Here is a 25558-nt window from a genome sequence, read left to right as displayed (position 1 = left end):
TATCCATGAAACATATTGTAATACCTGCTCGCTTTGCAAGTTCGCGGTTACCTGGAAAACCACTCCTTAAAATACACGGGCGTGAAATGATTTTACGTGTGGTAGATCAGGCGCGAAAAGTGACTGGGTTTGATGATTTATGTGTTGCTACTGACGATCAAAGAATTGTTGATCTTTGTAAGGCAGAACAAATTGATGTTGTGTTGACCAGTGCAGAACACCCTTCTGGAACCGACCGATTGAGTGAAGTTGCACGAATCAAAGGTTGGGCGAGTGAAGATATTATTGTAAATGTGCAAGGTGATGAACCATTATTGCCTGCATCTTTAGTCCAACAGGTTGCTTCTTTGTTAGAGCAAAAGCCTGAATGTTCAATGTCCACTTTGTGTGAAGTGATCCAAGAATTAGAAGAGTTTAAACGCGATAGTATTGTCAAAGTCGTCATGAGTAAGTTCAATGAAGCGCTTTATTTCAGTCGTGCAACCATTCCATATGATCGTGATGGATCAAAGCAACAACCTCAGATACTACATCGAAAAGCCTACCGACATCTTGGTTTATATGCCTATCGAGTGAAGTTGCTACAAGAGTACGTGACATGGGATCAGGGAGATCTCGAGGTTTTAGAAAGCCTTGAGCAACTGCGTGTTTTAGAAAATGGTCATCGAATCGCAATTGATGTGGCAGAGGTGAGCTTACCACCAGGTGTGGATACGCAACAAGATTTAGACCGTCTTAATGCAATGCCTATTTCTCATTTCCAATAGTACAGATTAGTCAATGACTCAGACTCAGCATGTTTATCCTTGGCAACTTAACGTATGGAGCACACTGACTCAGCGGTTTCCTCAAGTAGGTCATGGATTACTTTTTTATGGCAAAAAAGGCTGTGGTAAAGAAGCTTTTACCCAGCAATTTGTTACTTGGCTGCTATGTTTAGATAAGCAGCCAAATCAACCTTGTAGTCAGTGTTCAAGTTGTTTGTGGCTAAAATCAGATACTCATCCAAATTATGTTTACGTCACGACGGATGAGGACAATAAGAAACAAAACGCTAAAATTAAAATTGAGAAAATTCGTGAATTACAGCCATTCGTGCAACAAACCGTCGATGGTTGGCGGGTTATTGTGATCGAACCGGCGGAAGCGCTCAATATCGCATCGTCAAATGCTTTATTGAAAACACTTGAAGAACCAGGTGAGCGTGTTGTGATTATTCTTTTGGCGGATCATTATTTAAAATTACCAGCCACTATACGAAGTCGCCTACAACATTACGCCTTAGATCGGCTGACTGATGATCAAGCCAATGCATATTTGAATGAACATTTGAATGCAGAGCAGCAGACTTTGAGCTCACTGTTGCTTAACCTTTCGAATGGTATGCCTTTAGCTGCTATTGAGTTGGCCTCAAGTGAATGGTTAACTCTGCGAAGTGCGTTTATAAATGATTGGTATCATTTAGTCAGTCAAAAAAATATGCCAATGCAGTACGCCTCTAAATGGAATAAGCAACTCAACTTTTCCGAGTTGATTGTTATGTTTGAGTACTTATTAGCTGATCTTGTTGCCTATAAAATGGAACAAAATGTAAAAAATAGCGATTTAGACTTTAGTTTGTTGGCTGAGCAATATCAATTAGAGCAATTATTTGATATTTATAATGATGTGCATCAAGCAAAACAAATGGTTGAGCAGAATGTTCAATCAAATTTAATTGTTGATCAGCTTTTTATAAAATTAATGAATGTTCAATAATCATGTTTGAATACAGGGGATAGAGATGCAGCCACGTCCGGGCGGTTTATTACAAGTCAATATTAATGATCGCGAAACTCTGCAATCCAGTTATATGCCTTTTGTTGAGGGTGGTGGATTATTTATTCCAACCAAACATCCAGTCAAAATGGGTGAAGAGATTTTTATCTTGGCAACACTTCCTAATCAAACCCAAAAAATACCGATTACGGGTAAGGTGATTTGGATTTCCTATAAGCAATCGGGTATTAAACCACAAGGTTTTGGATTGCAGTTAACTGGAGATAAAGGAGCCTATTACAAAATGGAAGCAGAAAAAATACTCGCTGGAAGTATGTCAACAGCACGCGCAAGCTTTACAATGTAGGCTCTGACTTAAAAAATTAAAAGGTGTCCTTGTGTTTGTAGATACACACTGTCATTTAAACATGCTCAATCTTGAACCTTACGAGGGAAATATCGATTTAGCAATTCAGCAAGCGATTGATGCTGGTGTCACAAAAATGATGGGGATATCGGTTGATTTGGATGATCATATTATTCTGTCAGAAATTGCAGCTCGACACGAAGGAGTGGGTTACAGTGTTGGGGTGCATCCATGTGAAGATCCAGCAGTCATGCAGCGTGCTACTGTTGAAACTTTGGTTGAATTGGCGAGTATAGATAAGGTCTGGGCAATTGGTGAAACGGGTCTAGATTATTATCACAGTACTGAATTTGTTAAAGAACAAAAAGAATGTTTTGCACGACATATTCAAGCTTCACAGATGGTGAAAAAGCCAGTGGTCGTACACACACGCTCATCTAAAAAGGATACGATAGATATTATAAGAGCTGAAAAGTCGACACACGGAATTTTGCATTGTTTTACTGAGGATTGGGATACGGCAAAAGCGGTTCTAGATTGCGGTTATTACATTTCATTTTCAGGAATAGTATCGTTTAAAAATGCTCAGGATTTACGTGATGTGGCCAAGCAAGTTCCATTAGATCGACTATTAATTGAGACTGATAGCCCTTATTTAGCACCAATGCCATATAGAGGAAAGTCTAATGAACCAAAGTATGTCCCATATGTAGCCAAAGCATTAAGTGATGTATATGATAAGTCAGTCGAGGAGATTGCCTTTATTACAACGCAAAATTTCGAGAATCTTCTACGAATGCAGTAAAAATTTAATACGGAAAATAGAAAGAAGAGAGTTTATAGAGTGAAGATGGATCGTCAGGCTCAGTTTAGAGCGAGAGAAGCATTAATATTTCAGGTCGCAGAACAACTTCTTTTGGAAAACGGCGAAGCGGGCATGACATTGGATGCATTGGCCGCTGAGTTAGATTTAGCAAAAGGAACACTCTATAAGCACTTCCAAAGTAAAGATGAATTGTACATGTTGCTCATTATTCGTAATGAGCGCATGTTATTAGAAATGGTTCGAGATACTGAAAAAGGATTTCCTGAACATTTAGCTTTTTTTATGTTGCACCATTTGCATCATCCAGAACGTACTGTACTCTTTCATCAAATTGAAGAGCGATTGTCTACAACCGGTCAAGGTATTAATCATTTGTTTAATGAAATGTATCAGATTCGCAAAAGTAGACTCAGAATTATCATTCGTATGACAGAAAATCATCTAGCATCCATTCAAAGTAAGATGAGTTCTCGGGATTATTTAGCATCCATTTGGTCGATTACTCATGGTGGTGCTGCGATATTAAACTCGAGTTTCTATCAACGCTATTTAGGCTGTCGAGATACGTTAAGGGTTGCTTTAATTGATCAAGCGTTGATGATGCCTAAACAGATTAATTTGACAGAATCAGTGGCCTAATATGCAATCTCTAGATCACCGTCAAGGCGGATTTACTTTAATCGAATTGATGGTGGTCATTGTGATCATCAGCATCATGGCGGCATTGGTGGTGATGAATATTGGTGGGATTGATCAACGTAAGGCAATGCAAGCTAGAGAAGCTTTAATATTAGATTTAAAACGTATTCAACGAGAGGCTGTTGATCAATCGTTAGTGGTTGCATTGGTACCACAATGGAATGGTGATCAGTTTCGCTATACACTTCAAAAATATAATGATTTAACTCGTCCTGAGCAGACGCTTGTATCGAACAATAATCGTCAACCTTCCACTTGGGTTGAAATGCCAGAGTTTTCTGCGAGAGAGCTACCTGCTAAGGTTTCATTTCAGATCGAAAGTAGCGACTATAGTTTTGAAAATGCAACTAATGCAGACTTGATGAATAATAATGCACCGAAATTAATTTGGTTGGGCAATGGCGAGGTTAAACCTGTCACAATTCAAATGTATTATGAACAAAAAGCAATTGGTGATCTTATTCAAATAGATTACTTAGGTAAAATCGATGCGGGCGCTTAAAGGATTTACCTTGATTGAGGTTGTGGTGGCTTTGGCTATTTTCGCTGTAGCAGCAATGTCATTGACGAAGGTAGCTATGCAGTACACACAGGCGACTGCGAATGCAATTTTACGAACAAAAGCACAATTCGTCGCACAAAATGAAGTCGCTGCAATGCAAATTAGTGGTGAATGGTTAGAGGGAACTCAATCGAAGCAAATTACCTCTCAAGGGTTAAGTTGGCAAATTGATAAAAAATCAGAAGCGACTATTAGCCCAGATGTTCAGAAAATAGAAGTGCAAGTGAGTCTATATAACAATGATTTAGGTAAAGTTGAATCAGGTGTCACCACCATGGTGTTTTATAACTATCCTATCAGAGAGCAATCCAACTCATGATCAAGAGTAAACAACAAGGTTTTACCTTGGTAGAGCTTTTGGTTGCCATAGCCATCTTTGCAGTATTGTCTGCTTTAGGATGGAAAATTTTTGATTATTTAAATAAAGTCAAAGATCGCAATGCGGTGCATGAACAGCAACTTCTCAGTTTGCAAGATAGTTATTTACAAATGCAAAGAGATGCTTTGCAAATTGTACCGCTGACTGCAAATATCGCAGGACAAATCCAACCTGCATTTTTACTGGATGATCAGTCTGTACAATTTAGTAAGGCAGGGGTCACAGACCCGCTGAAACAGGGTTTGTCTCCATTTGAGAGAATAGAATATCGTTATAATGCGCAAGATCGAAAAGTTTATCGTTTAAAGTATCCCAATCTGAATGTTCTTCAAACAACTCAACCTTTATCCAGTGCGATCCTAGAAAATGTGGATGATTTTCAAATCACGATTTTGAACCCGAATGAATTGAATTCGTGGCCGGAAGCATCAACAATAAGTTCTAATAGTAATGATGCTCAAGATGGTGTTGCTCGACTATTGCCTAAAGGTATGCGAATTAGATTTAAGCAACAAGATGTTGAATACGAGTGGATTTTCAGTTTGCTTAATACTGACTATTTAAAACCGACATCTAATCAATAATCATTAGGAAAATGCATGAAGCAGCAAAAAGGAATCGCCCTGATTACGATTTTAATGTTAGTCGCTTTGGCAACTATCATTGCTGCCACGATTGCCCATCGTCAATATAATACCAGTGAAAATACGGCCTATGTGATTCGTCAAAACCAAGCACTGTATTATGCAAAAAGTGCTGAAGCTTTTTTCTCAGAATTATTGGTTCAAGATGCTAAATCCAATTCAAAATCAGATAATCTTCTAGAAACTTGGGCTCAACCGATGCCACCATTCCCAATTGATGGTGGTTATGTTGCAGGGCGAATTATTGATGAAACGGGTAAGTTTAATTTAAACAGTTTGGTCAAAGATGATGGTGTGCCGAATGATAATGCGGTGAATTACTTTAAGGGATTATTATCAAAGCTTGGTTTACCAGAAGAATTGAGTGAAGCGGTAATTGATTGGCAAGATCAAGATGATTTGACGATTGGCGCGATGGGGGCAGAGAGTAATTATTATTTAAGTTTAACGCGTCCTTATTTGCCAGCGAATGGTCCTTTTCATAGCGTGGAAGAGTTGAAGCAAGTGCGAGGATTTGAAGGTGATAAGTTTTTATTGATAAAACCTTATGTTACAGCGATACCTTTAAAAGAAATTAAAATTAATATTAATACAGCACCAGCGATGATTATTGCTGCTATAGACCCAAGTTTGGATGTGCAAAATGTACAGCGTGATTTGGATCAGAAAAAAGCCAATGGTGAATTTTTTGAGTCCGTAGATCAGCTATGGGAACTCAACACTCTAAGTCAGTTAAGTGGAGAAGCAAGAAGCACAGCAAAAAATAATTTTGATGTTAAATCTGCATTCTATCGAGCAGATATTGAAATCATGCTATCTGATCGAAAGCGATATTTTTCGAGTTATCTGATGCGTGATGAAGATAAGGTTTATGTCTTCTCAAGAAGTTTGGCACCTCTTCAAACCAATTGATTAAATTGCTAAACTATTAATTTAAACAAATTGAATGATAGCTTTTATTTTTTTTGTTTTTAATACGTTTTGCCAATTGCTTAAAACGTTAAAATTAATGATGAGTTGTGTGAATATGCACTATAATCATTTTAATCCATGATTTTTTATTGCTCTGACATATGTTAATTCGAAAATTATTTAAGTTTGAAAACGCGCATATTGTGCGAAATTGCACATCAGACCGCTGTAAGCGTTCAATTCATGGTCATAGCTATAAAGTCGAATTATTATTGAAAGCCTCAAAGCTAGATCATGGTCAAATGGTCTATGATTTTGGTTTGCTGAAAGGTGTGATCAAAGAACTTTATGATAGTTTTGATCATGCGATTTGTTTTTGGCAAGAGGATTCAGCTGAATATATTCAAGCATGTAAAACTTTTAGTGCGCGTTGGGTTTCATTGCCAGTTTCACCTTCTGCTGAACAATTTTCTCGAATTTTCTTTTATTTGGCAGAACAAGTACTGAAATCAACTATCACGCAAAATGGTGAAGGTGATGTCGAAGTCTATTCAGTGATCGTGCATGAAACTGACACAGGCTATGCGCAAAGTTTTGCTGAAGATATCGTAAATGAACAAATGGGCTTATTGGCGCTTGATCAAATCGTATTCTCAGAACAAATTCAAAATGAATGGTCTGATCCTAAAATGTACGAACAATTGAAACAAGGATTCACTTTTAAGAACCCAAGTGTAGATTTACAAGTAAAACTTTAAAGCTGTGATTGATTTAGGGATGAACACAATGCAACTCACCGAACAAGAATTAAGTCAACTGAATCAAGTTCGGTTAGAGGATGGTTGGAAGTATGCTTTAGCAGATTTTCTGCTCAGCGATAAAATGGATCAGCTGAAAGCTTTTCTCAAATCTGAATTACAGGCGAATAAGGTGATATACCCACCTAATTCCCTTATATTTAATGCGTTCAACACTACACCCTTAGATCGTGTAAAGGTTGTGATTCTCGGTCAAGATCCTTATCACGGTCCAAATCAAGCACATGGATTGAGTTTTTCAGTGCAAAAGGGTGTTGCATTACCGCCGTCTTTGCGTAATATCTATCACGAACTCAGCACTGACCTTGGAATAGCGCCTGCCAAGCATGGTGATTTAACCCAATGGGCTGAAGAGGGTGTCTTGTTGCTGAACAGTGTATTGACTGTTGAAGCGGGCCAGCCGACTTCACACCAAAAGAAAGGTTGGGAAGATTTTACCGATGCTGCGATAGATGTTCTAAATGAGCAACGTGAAAAGATCGTTTTCATTCTTTGGGGTGCGTACGCGCATAAGAAAGGTCAACGAATTGACCAAAATAAGCATTTGGTCTTAAAAGCAGCACATCCATCACCGTTGGCAGCAAACCGAGGTGGTTTTTTTGGGTGTAAAGTTTTTTCAAAAACAAATAATTATCTTAAACAAAATGGCATTGAGCCAATTAAATGGCAGCTGGAAGCATGACAATATCTCCTGAGACGAATCAATATCATCCTGACTTAATTGTTGAAGAAGCACAGAATGGATGGAGAGTGGTTCGATTAAATCGTCCAAAATCTTTACATGCACTTGATGAATCTATTGTGACGGCTTTATTGGCTGTTTTTGAAAAGTTTCATCATGATGATGCCGTTAAAGCGATCTGGTTTGATTCAACAACACCTAAAGCTTTTTGTGCCGGTGGGGATGTGCGCAAACTCCGTCAGTTGGTCATCAATAATGAAGTTGATGCGGCAAATAAATTTTTTGAACAAGAATACGCGCTAGATCTTTTGTTGCATAACTACGCTAAGCCGATAGTCGTTTGGGGTGAAGGTTATGTGATGGGTGGTGGGCTTGGCTTATTTATGGCTGCACCATTCAGACTGGTTACACCTTATTCGCGTCTTGCAATGCCAGAAGTGAATATTGGTTTATATCCAGATGTTGGTGCTAGTCGTTTCTTGGCAGATCGTGGTCCAATTGGTCTATTTACAGGTTTAACTGGATCGATCATGACTGCGGCAGGAGCTTATGGTATCGGTTGGGCGACTCATATTTGTGATGCTCAGCGTGATGTTGTTTTACAAAAGTTGATCAATATCGATTGGGATCATTATCCTGCTGGCGATTTTAGGGCATTAGATGACACTTTAAATAGTTTGCATCGACCAGTTTCTCCAGGGCCACTGCAAATCTCGTTAGATGTGATTCACAGTGTCTGTCGCGGTGCAAACTTTGAAAATGACTACGAAGCAATCATCGGGTTAAGTGATGCACGAAGTGATTGGCTAAGACAAGCCAGTGAAAATCTGGCAAAAGGCTCACCGAGTACGGCTGCGATTACTTGGTTGTTATGGCAATGGGGGCGTCAAGTTCATCCTTGGCAAGAAGTATTTGAACTTGAAACTCAAATTTCTGATTGGAAAATTAGACATCCTGATTTTGTTGAGGGCGTGCGTGCGCGTTTAGTGGATAAAGATTTATCTCCTGAATGGACACCTGCAGAGTCTATGTCCTTAAAAGGAATTTTAGGTGCGCACCCACCAGTTACAAATATCGAGAGCTGGAATAACTTGTTAAAACAGTACGGTATTATCTAATTTTGACTGAAATCCAATTTGATACTGAAGATCTAAAATGGATGCAGCGTGCCTATGAGCAGGCTGCATTCGCAGCTCAATTGGGAGAAATCCCTGTTGGAGCTGTCATTGTGAGTCAGGGAAAAGTGATTGGTGAAGGATATAATCAACCCATCCTGAGTCATGATCCAACTGCTCATGCAGAAGTGGTCGCACTTCGCCAAGCATGTAATCAAATTCAGAACTATCGTCTACCAGAAGATGCAACCCTTTATGTAACCCTTGAGCCATGCACGATGTGTGTGGGGGCTTTAATTCATGCTCGAGTTCACCGTGTTGTATTTGGTACTTTAGAGCCGAAAGCGGGTTCTCTGGTCAGTGCGCGACAGCTATTGAATAATCAAGGTTACTACAACCATATATTTGAATTTGAAGGGGGCTGCATGCAATCAGCGTGTGCTCATCAACTTTCAGAATTTTTTAAATTCAGACGAGAACAAAAAAAACAACAGCGTGTACGACAAAAAATAGAAAATAATCAGGAATGATTGCTATTGTTGATTGTGGAAAAATTGACATAATGTATTGTCAGTATGAAGCGGACTCAATGAAAAGGAATAAAAATGAATTCAATCCAAGTTAAACAAGAATTTAACCAGCCTATAGATCGTGTATTTGAAGTTTTGTCAAAACATGCGACTTATAATGATGTATTTGCACCGATTCAGGTTGTACGCATTAAAGATGCAGCTGATCCGAGTCGTCCTGATGGGATTGGATCAGTACGAAAAATGGGATTAGGCCCAATAAAGCCAATTCAAGAAGAAATTACTGTACTAGAGCCAAATAAGCGTATTGAATACAAAATTATCAAGAATCCATTAATCAAACATCATCTTGGAATTATTGAATTTAAAGAGCTTTCAACAGCTAAAACTTTAGTCACATACACGATCGAATTACAGGCAAGAGCACCATTTGTGAGCAAATTAATTCTTGCACAACTCAAACTTGCTATTACACTTGGTTTTAAGAAATTAGCAAAACGCCTTTAAGGCGAAGTTGGTAAAGTAATGACAATTCAAATTATCACGATCGATGGACCAAGCGGTTCAGGCAAAGGAACTTTGGCAGCAAAATTGGCACAGCATTACCAGTTTCATTTACTAGATTCTGGCGCTTTGTATCGTTTGTTGGGATTGTCATTACATCAGCTGAATTTAATTGATTCAATTCACAATCCAGATGTGTTGGTTAAATGCGTAGAAATAGCGACTCATCTCGATATTCAATTTGTTAGTGATCATTTAAAAACAAAAATTTTACTTAACGGGCATGATGTAACGGATGAAATTCGCACTGAAAAAGTCGGTGAGTTTGCATCCAAGGTTGCAGTTGTACCTGAATTAAGACAGGCATTATTCGAAAGACAACGTGCATTTGCTCAAGCACCAGGTCTTGTTGCCGATGGCCGTGATATGGCGACTTCAATCTTCCCAGAAGCCCAAGCAAAAATATATTTGACGGCTTCTGCTGAGTCTCGTGCTGAGCGACGTGTAAAGCAGTTGCAGGCTATGGGGCAAAATGTTAAAATGAGCGACATTTTATCTAATATCCAAGCACGTGATAAGCGTGATATGGAAAGAACCGTTGCGCCGCTTAAGCCGGCTGAAGGTGCTTACATTATCGATAGTTCAGATCTGGACATTGACGCTGTATTTAACCTGATGACCGCATATATTGATGCGCAATAAGATAAATTAATGAATATTAGTGGAAGCATAGCTTGATCAGTTCTATATGGACTATGTCGATACTTAACTAAACCGGCCTTGTCTGATCCAAGACCGCTGACTTTTCTAGGTATATCATGACCGAATCTTTTGCAGCCCTCTTTGAAGCAAGCGAATTAAACCTCAACGTTGAAAAGGGTGCAGTCATCCAAGGTATCGTTGTTAGCATCGATTCTGACTGGGTAACTGTAGATACTGGCCTTAAATCTGAAGGCGTAGTAGCTCGCTCTGAATTCTTAAACGAACAACGTGAACTTGAAGTTAACGTTGGTGACACAGTTGACGTAGTTGTTGAAGCGCTTGACAACGGTATGGGTCAAACAGTTTTATCACGTGAAAAAGCTAAACGTGCTGAAACTTGGACTAAACTTGAAAAAATCTTTGAAGACGGCGAGATCGTTACTGGTGTTATCTCTGGTAAGGTTAAAGGCGGTTTCACTGTTGACATCGGTCCAGTACGTGCGTTCTTACCAGGTTCTTTGGTAGACACTCGTCCTATCCGTGACACGACTCACCTCGAAGGCAAAGAGTTAGAGTTCAAAGTTATCAAACTTGACGCTAAACGTAACAACGTTGTTGTATCACGTCGTGCTGTTATGGAAGCTGAATCTTCAGCTGACCGTGAAGCTCTTCTATCTCAACTTGAAGAAGGTCAAACAGTTACTGGTACAATCAAAAACCTTACTGACTACGGTGCTTTCGTTGACCTTGGCGGTATTGATGGTCTTCTTCACATCACTGACATGGCTTGGAAACGTATCAAGCATCCATCAGAAGTTGTTGAAGTTGGTCAAGAAGTTACTGTTAAAGTACTTAAATTTGACAAAGAGCGTAACCGTGTATCATTAGGTCTTAAACAACTTGGTGAAGATCCATGGTTAGCGATCATGAACCGTTACCCTAAAGGTTCTATCGTTAAAGCGCGTGTAACTAACTTAACTGATTACGGTTGCTTCGCTGAAATCGCTGAAGGCGTTGAAGGCTTAGTACACGTTTCAGAAATGGACCACACAAACAAAAACATCCACCCATCTAAAGTTGTTCAGATTGGTGATGAAGTTGATGTTATGGTTCTTGAGGTTGATGAAGAGCGTCGTCGTATTTCTCTTGGTATCAAACAAACTCGTGCTAACCCATGGGAAGAGTTTGCTAAGGCTCACGACAAAGGTGAAAAAGTTTCAGGTACAATCAAGTCTATCACTGACTTCGGTATCTTCATCGGTTTACCAGGCGGTATCGATGGTCTAGTTCACTTATCTGACATTTCTTGGAACGAACAAGGCGAAGAAGCGATTCGTCGTTACAAGAAAGGTGACACTGTTGAAGCGGTTATCCTTTCTGTAGACGCTGAAGGCAACCGTATCAGCCTTGGTATCAAGCAAATGAACAGCGATCCGTTCAACGATTTCTTAGCTGCTAACGAACGTGGTGCTCTTGTTAAAGGTACTGTAGTTGCAGTTGATGCTCGTGGCGCAACAATTAAGTTGGCTGACGAAGTTGAAGCTTCTCTTAAAGCTTCAGAAATCAACCGTGACCGCGTTGAAGATGCAACTAAATTCTTAGAAGTTGGTCAAGAAGTTGAAGCTAAGATCATCAATGTTGATCGCAAATCACGCGCAATCAACTTGTCTATCAAAGCGAAAGACGAAGCTGAAGAGAAAGAAGCTGTTGCTAACTTGAAAACGGCTTCTGCAGGTCAAGACAACGGTCCTAAGACAATTGGTGATTTGATCAAAGCTCAAATGAACCACTAAGTCTTTCGTGTTCAATGTATTGTTAATGTAATTTAACTAATACTTTTTACACAAATACTGTAAACGGTAGCGTAGTATTGACTTACTGCGCTACCGTTTTGTATTTAAACAGGTTATTATCTCGCTATGCACAGAGTAGCTTGATAATTAAAGAGGTCGCAGATGACTACTGAAGCACTTAATAAGTCTGACTTAATAGAACGTATTTCTATCAAAAATCCTCATTTGGCTGAGCCATTGGTCGAAGAAGCTGTTAAAATTATGATCGATCAAATGATTGAGTCATTATCAGCTGATAATCGTATTGAAATTCGTGGGTTTGGAAGTTTTGCTTTACATCATCGCGAACCGCGAGTTGGACGTAATCCTAAAACAGGTAAGTCAGTTGAAGTGGCTGCTAAAGCTGTACCTCATTTCAAACCAGGTAAAGCACTAAGAGATGCTGTAAATGAATCAGCAGGAAAATAATAAATTACTCAGGGGTGGTTATGCGTTACGTATTAGTTGCACTGTTAGTTGTAATCTTCGGATATGCATTGGCATTGGTTCTGCAAAATGGTACAGAACTGACTGTTGATCTTCTCTTCACTCAAGTACCGGCAATGAGATTAGGTTTATTGCTTTTGTTGACTTTGGCACTTGGGATCATCGTTGGATTATTACTCGGAGTTCAAGTTTTCCGTGTATTCCAAAATAGTTGGGAAATTAAGCGTCTTCGCAAAGATATTGAATATCTTCGTAAAGAACAAATCCAAAATGCTCAGTTAGCTGCTGCTGAAGCTGCTGCAAATGTACGTCATGAAAAGACAGTACTAGATGTGCATTCAGATCCGCGTAACTCAAATCCGCTGTAATTTATAAATATTTAAAAAACCTCTAAAATTTATTTTAGAGGTTTTTTTTATTGAAAATAAACTGTTGAATTTTAAGCTGAGTTTTTTAAAGTTAATTTTGCAGCTTAAGTTGAACATCTTTATAATGACGCAACTTTAGATGGACGGAAGAACAACCTTGAGTATCATTGTTGCTTTAGATGCAAAAAGCCAATACGACGCATTGAAAATGGCTGAAAATTTGGATCCTAAACTTTGTCGTGTAAAAGTGGGTAAAGAACTTTTTACACATGAAGGTCCGACTGTTGTAAAAGCATTGCATGATCAGGGTTTTGAAGTATTTTTAGATTTAAAATTTCATGATATTCCAAATACTACAGCACAAGCCGTTTGCGCTGCTGCAGATCAAGGGGTATGGATGGTTAATGTTCACGCATCTGGTGGACGAAAAATGATGGAAACTTGTGTAGAAAGATTAAAATCAGGTAACTATCAAACACAGTTGATTGCAGTCACCGTATTAACTTCAATGGGGCGAGAAGATCTACGTGATCTTGGTTTGGATATTGAGCCTTTTGAACATGTAAAACGTCTAGCGACCTTGACTCAAGAAAGTGGCTTGGATGGTGTTGTATGTTCTGCGCAAGAAGCAAAAATGTTACGCGAAACTTTAGGTCAGAACTTTGCTCTCGTCACTCCGGGAATTCGTCCGGAAGGTTCAGCAGCTGATGATCAAAAACGTATTGTTACACCTAAGCAAGCAATGTTAGATGGTTCTACACACTTGGTGATTGGTCGTCCGATTACTAAATCAGAAAATCCAAATCAGACTTTAAGAGACATTTTAGCGACTTTGTAATTTTCCAATTACAGTCATTAAATATTTTAAAACGCCATGAATGTTCATGGCGTTTTTTGACTAGTTTTTAAAATGAATGATGTTTTCAAAGTTAACCTTACATTTTCTTTAGGGGAGCTATAGTCCAATATTTGGACTAGCATTTACTCATCAATAAAATAAATAAGCCCTCTAAAAAGAGGGCTTAAAATTAAAGATCATGCACGATTAGAGAATTGATTTTAAGCGTTTAACAACTTCTTTACATTGGTCTAAATCTGCTACGAGAGCAAGACGAACATGGCTTTCACCTGGGTTTCCTTGTTCAGTATCACGAGATAAATAACGACCCGGTAATACTTTGATATGTGCTTTTTCCATCAGCATTTTGGCAAAAGTTTCATCATTATCGACCTTTAACCAATAATAGAAACCCGCATCAGGCTTTTTCAGTGGTAGCAAATGACCTAATTCTTGTTGGAATAAATCAAATTTAGCACGGTATTGTTTACGGTTTTCTTCAACATGTGCCTCATCATTCCATGCAGCAATCGATGCCAATTGATGTTGTACTGGCATTGCAGCACCGTGGTAAGTGCGGAATTTTAAATAAGGTTTTAATAGACTAGCATCACCTGCAACGAAGCCAGATCGCATACCTGGTAAATTAGAACGTTTAGACAGAGAGTGGAATACGATACAGTTTTTATAGTCATCACGACCTAGTTCAGCACAAACTTCGAGTAATCCTACAGGGGCTTCATCAAACCATAGTTCTGAATAGCATTCATCAGATGCGATGACAAAATTGTATTGATCAGAGAGCGCAATTAATTTTTTGAACTGTTCTTTTGAAAGAACAGCACCTGTCGGATTTCCGGGTGTGCAGACAAAAAGTAAAGCTGTGTTCTCCCATACTTCTGCAGGGACAGTATCGAAGTCACCAAGGTAACCATTTTCTTCAGTACAGTTGATGAAATAAGGTTGAGCGCCAGCGAGTAAAGCTGCACCTTCGTAAATTTGATAAAAGGGATTCGGCATAACTACATAAGGCGCTTCATCACGATTAATCAGCGCTTGTACGAATGAGAAAATTCCTTCACGTGTGCCAGTCACAGGTAAAATATGATCTTCTGCGCTAATAGCATTTAATTTGAAACGGCGTGTGAGCCATTGCGCAATACTTTCACGTAATTCTGGTAAGCCTTTACTGTTTGGGTATGTCGAAAGATGATTGAAGTTATCGACAATAGCTTGTTTTACGAATTCAGGTGCAGGATGTTTTGGCTCACCAATTGACAATGGAATTAACGGAAGATTTGCAGGTTTTACATCCTGAAAAAGTTTATTCAACTTTTCAAATGGATAAGGATGTAATAGGTTTAAACTAGAGTTCATGAAACAGTTACCGTCGGGTTAAATCTAAATTTTAATGATGATTACAGACCTGATTTGAAGCCTCATCTAATGCTGCTTTTAATTGTTCAGCAAAAGCCTGAGCTTCAGTTAAATTCATAGGTTCGCCATTCTTTTTGGTTACAAAGAAAATATCTTCTGCGCGCTCACCCAAGGTGGCGATTTTCGCGGAATGGATATCGAGACCTTGCATCATAAATAAGCCACCGATACGGGCAAGTAATCCAGGCTGATCGAGGGTAGAGATCTCGACCATATTTTGCTGTAGCGCCTCGTTCAACGTAATATCAATTGTGTTTTCGATATCAAAATGACGAAGTTGGCGTGGTATACGGCGTTGCATTAAACCTGGATAATTTTGTGAATCTGTTAATGCGTGCACCAATGATTCTTTTACCGTATTTTCACGTTCTGGATCTGTCACTAATGTGCCAAAACGATCAAGCACCACGTAGGTATCTAAGCTAAAGGATTTAGTTGCTGTAATAATGCGTGCATCTTGTACATCTAGATTCATACGATCTAGAACTGCAACAGTGGTGGCAAAAAGATTAGGTTGATCTTGAGTGTAAATAAAAATCTGCACAGCATCTTGCGCTGATTTACGGTGCGCGCGCATCATCACCAATGGTGCTGAATTATCACCATGATCTAGGATTGCACGTGTATGCCATGCAACTTCATCTGCAGTTTCTTTGAGGAAGTATTCGTCACCAAGTTCTTGCCAAACTTTTTCAACAGCTTCTAAAGCATAATCATTGACAAGTAATTCACTTGCTGCAAATTTGGTATCTTCGATCAGCATTTGGTAATCGACAGGACGTCCCAAACCACTACGAATAACGTCACGAGCATTGGTATATAACTGACGCATGAGCGATGCTCGCCATGTGTTCCAAAGCTTAGGATTGGTTGCGTTAATGTCAGCCACTGTAAGCGTATACAGATAGTCTAAGTGTTCCATATCACCTAGCTTCTCGGCAAAATCTTTTACAACATCTGGATCAGAAATATCTTTTTTCTGCGCAGTCATCGACATCAATAGATGATTTTGGATTAACCACGCAACAAGATTACACTCACGCTCAGTAAAACCGTGCTTGCTACAGAACTCAATGGCATCAACCGCGCCCAATTCACTATGGTCTCCACCACGACCTTTGGCGATATCATGGAACAAAGCAGCGAGGAATACGATGTCTCGGCGCACCAGACGCTGGAATACCGAACTTACGACAGGAAAATCTTTAGCAAATTCTGGCGCTTTAAAACGATTTAAATTACGTAAGAGTAGGAGCGTATGTGCATCTACAGTATAGATATGGAATAAATCGTATTGCATAAGGCCCATGATTTGCCCAAATGCAGGAATATAGTTGCCGAGTACACCATAACGTTTCATCGCAAGCAATGTTTCATATAAGTTATTTGGTGATCGGATGATTGCCATAAACAAGGCTTGATTAACTGGATTGTCTCTATACGCTTGATCAATGCGTTTTGCAGCTAAAGTAAGCAATCGAAGTGTACGAGCTCGAATACCATCAATATCAGGGCGATTTGCTAGGATATAGAAAATCTCAAGGATGGCTGTAGGCTTCTCTGCAAAAATTTTATGGTGTTGAACTGCGAGTTTACCATCCACCAATTTGAAGTTTTCATTCACTTCTTCAATTTTACGCTCATAGTTGGGTAAGCGAGGAGTGATGACTGATTCATTAAAATAGGCGAGTAGCATTTCATTCAGGGTTGAAACCTGCTGAGCTGCTCGATAGTAGCGTTTCATGAACTGTTCAATTGGATAATTGATATGTTCACCTTCGACTTTGTGGTAACCAAATTTTGCTGCGATATCGCGTTGGTAATCAAACAATAGTCGGTTTTCATCACGCTTAGTTAAGCGGTGTAAATGATGACGAATTTCCCAGAGAAAATTCTCAGCATCTTCGAGAACCCCAAGTTCAAACTCAGAAATGAAACCTAAATGTACAAGATCGTATATACGATTTACTCGGAAATGCCGTTTTGCAATCCAACCAATTTGGTTAATGTCTCGAATGCCGCCCGGTGCATTTTTGATATCAGGTTCTAAATTACTTTCAGTGTTGTTGTGCTGAGCGTAGCGTTTGGCTTGTTCTTCCATCTTGGCATCAAAGAAGGTTTTATCCGTCCAAGTTTGTGAAACAACACGACGAGGCCATTTCGCTAAGTGTTCCTTGCCAATAATTAAACGAGACTCAATGAGAGATGTTGCTACAGTTAAGTCATTCATGGCCTGTTCAAAGCACTGTTGAATGGTTCTTACACTTACGCCAGGTTTAAAATTTCCAACATCCCATAGAGAGGAAATAAAAATGGTAATGGCATTTTCTTGTTCTTGTGTAAGATCATCTTCTGAAAGGATCAGAATGTCGACATCAGAGTAGGGCATCATTTCACGACGACCATAACCTCCTACAGCGAACAAGCCCAGATCGGTTTGATCTAACTCAGCATGTTGCCAAAGGAATTTAAGTGCCTCATCAATCAGGTTAGATCGAGTGAGGATGATCTCACGTATCGCCTTACCATTTTCAAACTCATGTTGTAATTGATTTTCAACATCTGAGCGCCATTGATTAATTGCCTTGATGTCGTGATTACTCGAAACATAGTTTGCTAATGGAGACGTATTGATCATGAAATGATGGCCTACCTAATGAATTATTTGTTTTGATTTACAATTACTTTTGAGGCTGCTTCAGTCGCTAATTCGCGTGCAATATCAGTTGTTTCAGCACGTGCAGTTGCGACCCCCATACGGCGACGTTTAAAACCTTCAGGTTTACCAAAAAGACGTAAATCGACATCAGGGTTTTGCATAGCAAGATTTACGCCAGAAAATGACAAATTCGTATCATCAACACCTGCATAGATCACAGCGCTTGCAGCAACACTGTGACGTTGCGTGTTCACTGGAAGACCTAAAATCGCACGGGCATGAAGTTCAAATTCACTTTGATATTGAGATGCAAGTGTGACTAATCCAGTGTCATGTGGACGAGGAGAAACTTCACTGAACCAAACTTGATCACCTTTAACGAATAATTCCACACCAAAAATACCGCAACCGCCGAGCGCTACTGTGACTTTATTGGCAATACGTTTTGCTTCATCAAGGGCAGCTGTGCTCATAGGTTGAGGTTGCCAGCTTTCTACATAGTCACCTGCATCTTGACGGTGTCCAATAGGATCGCAGAAGTGCGTTTCGATTTCTCCTGTTTCAGGATTTTTTGCCCGTACTGTGAGTAATGTAATTTCGAAATCAAAATCAATTTGCGATTCTACGATGACAGTACCTTGATTGACACGACCACCTGTTTGAGCATATTCCCAAGCAGCGTCGACTTCATCAAAAGATTTTACGCGTGATTGTCCTTTACCTGATGATGACATCACAGGTTTTACAAAATTTGGATAGCCAATATCATCACATGCTGCACGGAATGATTCCAAACTATTGGCAAAACGATAAGCCGAGGTTGGTAGCCCTAGTTCCTCAGCTGCGAGGCGACGAATTCCTTCACGATTCATGGTGAGATTCACGGCTTTCGCAGAGGGAATAACTACGGCAGTTTTAGCATCTTCGATTTCCACTAAGACTTCAGTGGCAATGGCTTCAATCTCAGGAACAATTAAATGAGGTTGAACTTGTTCAATCAGTTTTTTTAATTCTTTTGGGTCCGCCATATTCAAAGTGTAGGAATGATGAGCAACTTGCATGGCAGGTGCATTGTCATAGCGATCTGCTGCATGTACTTCTACACCTAATCGTTGTAATGATATTACCACCTCTTTACCCAACTCACCTGAACCCAATAATAGAACTTTAAACGCCGAAGATTGAAGTGGAGTACCGAGTGTAATAAGCATTTGATTCATCCGTGCTTGATATTATGGACTTTTAGCATATCAGAACTAAAACCTCTTGAGCGCGATGAATACAAGAAAAAGCAAGAAATTATTTTGATATCGTTTAATTTTTTTATTGATAAAAATTTATAAGCCTTATCCGAGGATCAGGCTTATAAATTTAGAATCTGAATGAATAATACGCGAGAAATGTTTTAAAGTGGGAAATAGGTATACACCAAACCGTATGTGAGTGCCGCTGTGAGTGTTGCAGGTACAATCTGTTTAAATTTGAAATACAAACCCGAGAGCACAATAAAACCAATTAACATGGCAACGCTCTTATTGGGTGTTTCTAAGAGCGGCGGTAAAGTCGCGACCACGAGCATTGAACTGATTGCTGCAATACCGATAGATCCAAGGGCGATTTTAAGCCAAAGAGCACCGCGTTTCTGGCGACCTTGTTGTAGTTTCTGAATCACAAAAAAAGGACCAAAGCGTGAGGCGAAATTCGCGATGCCGACCAGAATACCGACACAAATAATTTCTAGATTCATGATTGTTCACCTGTGTGCAAAGGATCATGTTGCTTCAGTACATAATGTTTAAACAAACCAGCCAAAATACCAGAGCTTATGCCAATGAATATCGCTGCAGATAAATCGATAAAGTAACACGAAATAGCAGAAACAATAATGGTGATGGTCACGACAAAGGTATGTTTTTTCTCAAATGCAGCCAATAAAAAGCTCAAGAAAAGTGCAGGTAATAGAAAGTCGAGCGCTGCTTGCAAAAATTGGGGGAGATGACTGACTTGATCTGCAAATAAGCCCCCGAGAAAAGATCCAAGTGCCCAAGACAACCAGCTAAACAGACTCAGACCTAACATCCAAGATTCAGACCATTCTTGACGGCGTTGCGAAAGTTTAATCATGCCTGATGCAAAGACTTCGTCGGTCAAGCCCCATGACCAAATTGCTGTTTTTTTCAGATTGAGTTTATCTTGAATTAAGTTTTGTAAAGCAGGGCCATATAACAAATGTCGAATATCAAGTGCTATTACAGTTAAGGCTGTCATCCAGATAGAAGTGCCACTGCCGAGTAAGGCAACCACCAAAAATTGACTGGCACCTGCATACATCGAACAGGATAAAAATAATGCTTCCCACGCTGTAAAACCAAATTGAGTTGCAGATACACCAAACGCGAATGAAACAGGCAAATAGGTGAAAATGATGGCTTGACTATCTTTGGCACCTTGCCAAAAACCTGCCGGTGTCATGTGTGGGGAGCTTGATTGGGTCACGATAAACCTAATTGGAGATTGGAACAAAAGGTATAAAACGAGATTGAGTATTCTACCCGAATTTACTAGCATAGTGCCGAATAGTTTATTAGAGCGATGTCATGTTTGCGATTCAATCTCACTTTAAATTAGCTACATTGACTACATTCCTCATCTTCACTTTGTCAGGTTGTGGTGGTCAGGCAGAAACTGCCGATCAAAAGGTTGAAATTAAAGAAGCACCGAAGTTGACCAATGATGCAACTGAATATGCAAATCATGCTTGGCAATTGATTAATCAGGTTGATCCTATTCTGTATCAAGCCAATAAAGCGCTTATACCATCACAAGTACGCGAGCCTGTGCGTCAATTGGTATTGGATTGGCGTATTAATGTCAAAATGACCGACTCAGTGACTGAAGGGAAATATGCGCTTTGTCGTAAAGCGCTAACAACCATAGATGCTTGGGCACGTGCAATCGTGGAAAATGAGGGTCAGCTCGCACAGCGTCAAGCCAATTATGAACGCGATAAAGCCCAGTGCAAAACTGCAATTGAGCAACCAGAATTAGGAAACACCAAGGCGTATACAAAATTATTTTAAGTGACCCTAGCAACCCCAATATAACGATTAATCCAGATTTTACTGAAGCTCTTCATCTTTAGTCGGTTAAGTTTGATCGGCTAAAACTTTAAGTTGATTGAGATCAATCACCTCAATTTTTTTAAATGCAATTTTAATTGCGCCAATTTTTTCTAAATGCTGTAGTTCTTGATTAATGGTCTGTCTTGAGCAGACCAACATTTGTGCCAATTGTTCTTGAGATAGGTTGATGGTGTTTTTTTCAATCTCTTTGAGATTACCGTATCCATTTAAGATAAAGATTAATCTTTGTGCTAAACGTTGAATAAGGGGTTGTGTTTGAATAGAGACCAACTCCATGAAAGCATAACGGAGTTTATGACTCACCAATTGAGCCAGATAAAACCAAAATTTTGGATATTGTTCTAAAATTAGATCAAGTCCTACACGACTTATTTTGAGGATTTTGGATTTTTTACTGGTAATCGCATGATGAGAGCGGGGTTGTTGATCAATCAACGAAATTTCACCAAACCACATAATGGGATCTGCGATAACTGTCACCGCCTCGCGACCTTCTACGTCAATATGTGCTAAACGAACAGCACCATCAATTACGGCATAAATGCCATCAAATTGATCAGCTTTAGAAAATATCAGTTGTTCTTTGCCATATTCAATGAGCTGTGCATGTTCGAGCATCAGCTGTTGTAGTTCATGATCAAACTGGCTAAACCACCAATTATTTTTTAAAAGATAAACGTATTGATTTGAAAGCAAAATTTTCCCTTTTTATGCTGATTATTTGTCGTCTAGTCGACAACTTATTGGTTTATATTTATATATAGTGAAGGAAATAGTCAGAAAAAGGAATGATAACATGACTCGTTTAGAGAGCTTGCTTGGACAATATGCAGCTTATCACCTAGATCGTAAAAACGTATTTTCGCATTTTATTGGAATTCCCTTGATTGTATTTTCGATCTTGTGCTTTGCAGCCAAAGCGCAATTTACAGTTGCTGGATATTCCATTGATCTTGCAATGTTATTGATCGTCGCATCAGTGACTTATTACTTGAGTTTGGATCTCATTTTTGGTGTGGTAATGGCAGTGCTATTTGCTTTAATTTATCAACCAGCCACACAAGTAGCAGCTTTAGCGACATCCTCTTGGGTATTGGTAAGTGCTGGATTTTTTATTGTGGGATGGATTATTCAATTTATTGGGCACTATTATGAAAAGAAAAAACCAGCTTTTGTGGATGATCTTGTTGGACTCGCTATAGGTCCTTTATTTGTGGTAGCAGAATTTATATTTCTTATTGGTTTACGTAAGAAACTGGAAGAGAAAGTATTGGTTCGAGCTAAACAATTACGCTATGACATGGACCATAAACACGTAAATCACTCGAGTACTTCAACTCAAAATCCATGATCTCAATCTTTTAAATAATCTTTGCAAAAAAACAGCCTTTCGGCTGTTTTTTTAATGACTTAAACGTTGAAACGGAAATGTAAAACATCACCATCTTGAACGACATAAGTTTTACCTTCAAGACGCCATTTTCCAGCTTCTTTAGCGCCAGCTTCGCCGTTGTATTGAACAAAATCGTCATAGGCAATGCATTCTGCTCGAATAAAGCCTTTCTCAAAATCAGTGTGAATCACACCAGCAGCTTGAGGAGCGGTCGCACCGATTTTTACAGTCCAAGCACGAACTTCTTGAACGCCTGCAGTGAAATAAGTTTGTAGGCCAAGTAAGCCATAACCTGCACGAATAACCACGTTAAGACCTGGTTCTTCCATGCCCATCGCTTCTAAAAATTCAGCACGCTCATCATCTTCAAGCAAAGAGATTTCAGCTTCGATTTGGTTGCAAAGCGGAACTACAATAGCATTCTCTTCTGCCGCTAATTTTTTAACAGCATCAAGGTGCGGATTGTTTTCAAAACCATCTTCAGCAACGTTAGCAATATACATTGTTGGTTTAAGGGTTAATAAACCAAAGCCACGAACTAATTTGCGCTCGTCGTCATCAAGATCAGCTGCGCGAGCAGGGCGACCTTCATCAAGTAATGGCTGAATTTTTTCTAGTACAGCTTTTGTTGCAACTGCTTCTTTATCACCACCTTTCGCAGACTTTGCTAAACGTGTAACCGCTTTTGATACTGTTTCTAAATCTGCTAAAGCAAGCTCAGTGTTAATAGTTGCAATGTCATCAAGTGGGTCAATTTTGCCGTTCACGTGAATAACATTTTCGTCTTCAAAACAACGTACTACGTGTGCAATTGCATCAGTTTCACGAATGTTGGCTAAGAATTGGTTCCCTAAACCTTCACCTTTAGAAGCACCAGCAACTAAACCTGCGATGTCTACAAATTCCATTGTGGTTGGAATAACACGTTGAGGTTTAACAATAGCAGTTAATTTATCTAAACGTGGATCTGGAACAGGAACGATGCCGGTGTTTGGTTCAATGGTACAGAATGGGAAGTTTTCTGCAGCAATAGCAGCTTTCGTCAATGCATTGAAAAGTGTAGATTTACCAACGTTCGGCAAGCCGACAATACCGCAATTAAAACCCATGAAAAGACTCACACAGTGTTATTTAAAAATTGTCGGTGATTTTACATCAAAGCCATGACAAAGTCAGGTCATGGCTTGGATGTTTCTCGAAAAGACAGATGAGACTCAATTGAATAGTGTGAATTAGATTTTACGTTTGTCCAAACTATGTGCCAATTGATCACCCAAAGCTTGAATCAGCATGACCAATACGACTAATACAATGATCACCGCCAACATAATTTGCATATCGAAGCGTTGGTAGCCATATCGATAGGCGATGTCACCTAAACCACCCGCACCAATAGCACCCGCAATCGCAGAGGAATTGATCATGGTTACAAGCGTGACAGTAAAACCTGCAACAATACCAGGCAGTGCTTCTGGTAAAAGCACATGCCAAATAATTTGTTTGCGATTACAGCCCATGGCTTGTGCAGCTTCTATGAGTCCATGATCAACTTCTCGTAGACTGACTTCCGCAATACGTGCGAAAAAAGGTGTAGCCGCAATAGTTAAAGGTACAACCGCAGCCCATACCCCATAACTGGTCCCCACAATCAGTCGAGTGAAGGGAATGAGCGCCACCATCAAAATTAGGAAGGGAATAGAGCGCGTAATATTCACCACCCAACCCAAGGCATGATTAATTTTTTTTGACGGATAAATCCCATTTTCTGAGGTATTGACGAGGATCACGGCCATAGGCAAGCCAATGAGAAGTGCTAAAAATGCAGAAATACCGACCATTAATAAAGTATCAATAGTGCCTGTAATTAAAAGATCAATGAGCTGGTTGTGCATAGCCAAGCACCTCGATTTGTGATGTTTTATGGTGGAATTGCTGATGGAGCGTATGCACATCAATATCTAATTGAGGAATACCTACGATGAGTGAGCCAACCAAATGATGTTGAATGGTGTCTACATGGCTTTGATATAAATGCACAGGCAGTGCAATTTTAGAAAGTACATCATTTAAGTTGGGAGGATTTTTCAAATCAGTTGCATAGCTGATTTTCAAAATGGTATGCGTTAAATGTGTAGCTCGCTCTTGATGTAACTGGAATGGCAAATCAAGCTGTTCCAAATTGAGGAGTTCTTGCGTGATTTTCTGCTGGGGACGAGAGAAGACTGACCAAACTTGCCCTGATTCAACGATTTCACCTTGATCAATAACCACCACTTGATCGCAAATTTCACGAATCACCTGCATTTCATGTGTAATGAGAACGATGGTGAGTCCTAATTTTTGATTAATTTCCTTCAGTAAAGATAGAACAACAGATGTGCTTTCTGGATCAAGTGCCGATGTTGCTTCATCGCACAATAGTATTTCAGGTTTACTGACCAATGCGCGGGCAATCCCAACTCGTTGTTTTTGCCCACCCGATAATTGTGATGGATAGTGATGATGCTTTTCAGCTAAACCTACTAGATTTAAAACCTCATCCACACGAGTTTGAATCTCAGCAGCAGGCACTTTTGCGATTTTCAATGGAAGCGCGACATTTTCCCAAACTGTTTTGGCAGATAGTAAATTAAAATGTTGAAAAATCATGCCAATACGCTGGCGTAGGGCGATTAATTCATTGTGATTAAGCTGCCCTAGATCATGTTGATGTATATGAATACTACCATCAGAAATTGTTTCTAACCCATTTAATGTGCGGATCAATGAGGATTTGCCTGCACCACTTTTGCCGATAATGCCGAAAATTTTTCCTTTGGGAATATCCAAATTAATGTTTTTGAGTGCGTGAACTTGTTTTCCTTGTACATCGTAATACTTATTTAAATGACGAATCGTAATATGGGGTACTGCAAATTCAATGTGTGAACCAAAACTCACCAT

Annotated in this window: 30 protein-coding genes; 21 read left to right on the top strand and 9 right to left on the bottom strand. The window is 39.4% G+C overall.

Going from position 1 to position 25558, the window contains the following annotated elements; genetic code table 11:
- Window positions 1-5: 5 nt before the first annotated feature.
- The 19 genes from kdsB (at window position 6) to pyrF (ending at window position 13983) form a co-directional block, all read left to right on the top strand.
- Window positions 6-767 carry a 3-deoxy-manno-octulosonate cytidylyltransferase gene (gene kdsB / locus AC1M9J_RS00250; protein WP_481591157.1) on the top strand — a complete coding sequence of 254 codons (762 nt, stop codon included), beginning with the start codon at window positions 6-8 and terminating at the stop codon, window positions 765-767.
- A gap of 13 nt (window positions 768-780) precedes the next feature.
- On the top strand, window positions 781-1758 hold the full coding sequence (locus AC1M9J_RS00245) for a DNA polymerase III subunit delta' (protein WP_481951663.1): 978 nt from the start codon (window positions 781-783) through the stop codon (window positions 1756-1758).
- Window positions 1759-1783: 25 nt separating this feature from the next.
- A complete protein-coding gene (locus tag AC1M9J_RS00240) occupies window positions 1784-2125 on the top strand; it encodes a PilZ domain-containing protein (protein ID WP_481587020.1) in 342 nt (113 codons plus the stop codon).
- Window positions 2126-2156: 31 nt separating this feature from the next.
- The gene (locus AC1M9J_RS00235; RefSeq protein WP_035264578.1) at window positions 2157-2930 is read left to right on the top strand and encodes a TatD family hydrolase; all 774 of its coding nucleotides are present in this window, start codon (window positions 2157-2159) and stop codon (window positions 2928-2930) included.
- Between the two features lie 45 nt (window positions 2931-2975).
- Entirely contained in the window at window positions 2976-3590 is a 615-nt protein-coding gene (locus tag AC1M9J_RS00230) for a TetR/AcrR family transcriptional regulator (RefSeq protein ID WP_035264575.1), read from the top strand.
- Window position 3591: 1 nt separating this feature from the next.
- Window positions 3592-4152, top strand: coding sequence for a pilus assembly FimT family protein (locus tag AC1M9J_RS00225; protein ID WP_481951662.1), 561 nt, complete (start codon window positions 3592-3594; stop codon window positions 4150-4152).
- Window positions 4139-4531, top strand: a complete 393-nt coding sequence (gspI, locus tag AC1M9J_RS00220) for a type II secretion system minor pseudopilin GspI (protein ID WP_481588351.1) — start codon at window positions 4139-4141, stop codon at window positions 4529-4531. Before AC1M9J_RS00225 ends, gspI begins: the two co-directional genes overlap by 14 nt.
- Window positions 4528-5175 carry a type II secretion system minor pseudopilin GspJ gene (gene gspJ / locus AC1M9J_RS00215; RefSeq protein ID WP_481595443.1) on the top strand — a complete coding sequence of 216 codons (648 nt, stop codon included), beginning with the start codon at window positions 4528-4530 and terminating at the stop codon, window positions 5173-5175. Before gspI ends, gspJ begins: the two co-directional genes overlap by 4 nt.
- A 15-nt stretch (window positions 5176-5190) precedes the next feature.
- The gene (gene gspK / locus AC1M9J_RS00210) at window positions 5191-6147 is read left to right on the top strand and encodes a type II secretion system minor pseudopilin GspK (RefSeq protein WP_481595442.1); all 957 of its coding nucleotides are present in this window, start codon (window positions 5191-5193) and stop codon (window positions 6145-6147) included.
- 161 nt (window positions 6148-6308) lie between these two features.
- On the top strand, window positions 6309-6905 hold the full coding sequence (locus AC1M9J_RS00205; protein WP_180027682.1) for a 6-pyruvoyl trahydropterin synthase family protein: 597 nt from the start codon (window positions 6309-6311) through the stop codon (window positions 6903-6905).
- Between the two features lie 28 nt (window positions 6906-6933).
- On the top strand, window positions 6934-7647 hold the full coding sequence (ung, locus tag AC1M9J_RS00200; protein ID WP_179998212.1) for a uracil-DNA glycosylase: 714 nt from the start codon (window positions 6934-6936) through the stop codon (window positions 7645-7647).
- The gene (locus AC1M9J_RS00195) at window positions 7644-8765 is read left to right on the top strand and encodes an enoyl-CoA hydratase/isomerase family protein (RefSeq protein WP_481606969.1); all 1122 of its coding nucleotides are present in this window, start codon (window positions 7644-7646) and stop codon (window positions 8763-8765) included. Before ung ends, AC1M9J_RS00195 begins: the two co-directional genes overlap by 4 nt.
- 2 nt (window positions 8766-8767) lie before the next feature.
- Window positions 8768-9292 (top strand): tRNA adenosine(34) deaminase TadA, encoded by a 525-nt coding sequence (tadA, locus tag AC1M9J_RS00190; protein ID WP_035264563.1) that lies wholly within the window; start codon window positions 8768-8770, stop codon window positions 9290-9292.
- A gap of 75 nt (window positions 9293-9367) precedes the next feature.
- A complete protein-coding gene (locus AC1M9J_RS00185) occupies window positions 9368-9799 on the top strand; it encodes an SRPBCC family protein (RefSeq protein WP_180027685.1) in 432 nt (143 codons plus the stop codon).
- Window positions 9800-9817: 18 nt separating this feature from the next.
- Complete coding sequence (gene cmk, locus AC1M9J_RS00180; RefSeq protein WP_481595439.1) at window positions 9818-10498, top strand: (d)CMP kinase; 681 nt, start codon at window positions 9818-9820, stop codon at window positions 10496-10498.
- 116 nt (window positions 10499-10614) lie between these two features.
- On the top strand, window positions 10615-12291 hold the full coding sequence (gene rpsA / locus AC1M9J_RS00175; RefSeq protein WP_035264556.1) for a 30S ribosomal protein S1: 1677 nt from the start codon (window positions 10615-10617) through the stop codon (window positions 12289-12291).
- A 162-nt stretch (window positions 12292-12453) separates the two neighbouring features.
- On the top strand, window positions 12454-12759 hold the full coding sequence (locus AC1M9J_RS00170) for an integration host factor subunit beta (RefSeq protein ID WP_035264555.1): 306 nt from the start codon (window positions 12454-12456) through the stop codon (window positions 12757-12759).
- A 20-nt stretch (window positions 12760-12779) separates the two neighbouring features.
- The gene (locus AC1M9J_RS00165; protein ID WP_035264552.1) at window positions 12780-13145 is read left to right on the top strand and encodes a lipopolysaccharide assembly protein LapA domain-containing protein; all 366 of its coding nucleotides are present in this window, start codon (window positions 12780-12782) and stop codon (window positions 13143-13145) included.
- Between the two features lie 139 nt (window positions 13146-13284).
- Window positions 13285-13983, top strand: a complete 699-nt coding sequence (gene pyrF, locus AC1M9J_RS00160) for an orotidine-5'-phosphate decarboxylase (RefSeq protein ID WP_179998209.1) — start codon at window positions 13285-13287, stop codon at window positions 13981-13983.
- A gap of 207 nt (window positions 13984-14190) precedes the next feature.
- Here the strand turns inward: pyrF and dapC are convergent, their stop codons facing one another.
- From dapC to AC1M9J_RS00135, 5 genes are all read right to left on the bottom strand, one after another.
- On the bottom strand, window positions 14191-15360 hold the full coding sequence (gene dapC, locus AC1M9J_RS00155; RefSeq protein WP_481951661.1) for a succinyldiaminopimelate transaminase: 1170 nt from the start codon (window positions 15358-15360) through the stop codon (window positions 14191-14193).
- Between the two features lie 31 nt (window positions 15361-15391).
- Complete coding sequence (gene glnD, locus AC1M9J_RS00150; protein ID WP_481951660.1) at window positions 15392-18058, bottom strand: [protein-PII] uridylyltransferase; 2667 nt, start codon at window positions 18056-18058, stop codon at window positions 15392-15394.
- Window positions 18059-18081: 23 nt separating this feature from the next.
- Window positions 18082-19299 (bottom strand): formate-dependent phosphoribosylglycinamide formyltransferase, encoded by a 1218-nt coding sequence (gene purT / locus AC1M9J_RS00145; protein WP_481951659.1) that lies wholly within the window; start codon window positions 19297-19299, stop codon window positions 18082-18084.
- 185 nt (window positions 19300-19484) lie between these two features.
- Window positions 19485-19826, bottom strand: coding sequence for an L-valine transporter subunit YgaH (gene ygaH, locus AC1M9J_RS00140; protein ID WP_179998205.1), 342 nt, complete (start codon window positions 19824-19826; stop codon window positions 19485-19487).
- Complete coding sequence (locus AC1M9J_RS00135; protein WP_180027874.1) at window positions 19823-20551, bottom strand: AzlC family ABC transporter permease; 729 nt, start codon at window positions 20549-20551, stop codon at window positions 19823-19825. Before AC1M9J_RS00135 ends, ygaH begins: the two co-directional genes overlap by 4 nt.
- A 125-nt stretch (window positions 20552-20676) precedes the next feature.
- Here AC1M9J_RS00135 and AC1M9J_RS00130 point away from each other — a divergent pair, with 125 nt between their 5' ends.
- Window positions 20677-21159, top strand: coding sequence for a hypothetical protein (locus tag AC1M9J_RS00130; RefSeq protein WP_481951658.1), 483 nt, complete (start codon window positions 20677-20679; stop codon window positions 21157-21159).
- Window positions 21160-21225: 66 nt separating this feature from the next.
- Here the strand turns inward: AC1M9J_RS00130 and AC1M9J_RS00125 are convergent, their stop codons facing one another.
- The gene (locus tag AC1M9J_RS00125; RefSeq protein ID WP_035264515.1) at window positions 21226-21918 is read right to left on the bottom strand and encodes a Crp/Fnr family transcriptional regulator; all 693 of its coding nucleotides are present in this window, start codon (window positions 21916-21918) and stop codon (window positions 21226-21228) included.
- 100 nt (window positions 21919-22018) lie between these two features.
- Here AC1M9J_RS00125 and AC1M9J_RS00120 point away from each other — a divergent pair, with 100 nt between their 5' ends.
- Entirely contained in the window at window positions 22019-22573 is a 555-nt protein-coding gene (locus AC1M9J_RS00120; RefSeq protein WP_481951657.1) for an Mpo1 family 2-hydroxy fatty acid dioxygenase, read from the top strand.
- A gap of 59 nt (window positions 22574-22632) precedes the next feature.
- On the opposite strand, the gene ychF is transcribed toward AC1M9J_RS00120, so the two are convergent.
- From ychF to AC1M9J_RS00105, 3 genes are all read right to left on the bottom strand, one after another.
- Window positions 22633-23724: a redox-regulated ATPase YchF gene (gene ychF, locus AC1M9J_RS00115; protein ID WP_035264512.1), complete on the bottom strand. Its 1092-nt coding sequence runs from the start codon at window positions 23722-23724 to the stop codon at window positions 22633-22635.
- Between the two features lie 123 nt (window positions 23725-23847).
- The gene (locus tag AC1M9J_RS00110; protein ID WP_092766235.1) at window positions 23848-24507 is read right to left on the bottom strand and encodes a methionine ABC transporter permease; all 660 of its coding nucleotides are present in this window, start codon (window positions 24505-24507) and stop codon (window positions 23848-23850) included.
- Window positions 24488-25558, bottom strand: coding sequence for a methionine ABC transporter ATP-binding protein (locus AC1M9J_RS00105; protein WP_481612539.1), 1071 nt, complete (start codon window positions 25556-25558; stop codon window positions 24488-24490). The genes AC1M9J_RS00110 and AC1M9J_RS00105 overlap by 20 nt, the downstream gene beginning before the upstream one ends.

The organism is Acinetobacter sp. ANC_7588 (assembly GCF_056783995.1).
The sequence above is the reverse complement of the archived record's forward strand: the minus strand, read 5'-3'. Positions and strand labels throughout refer to the sequence as shown.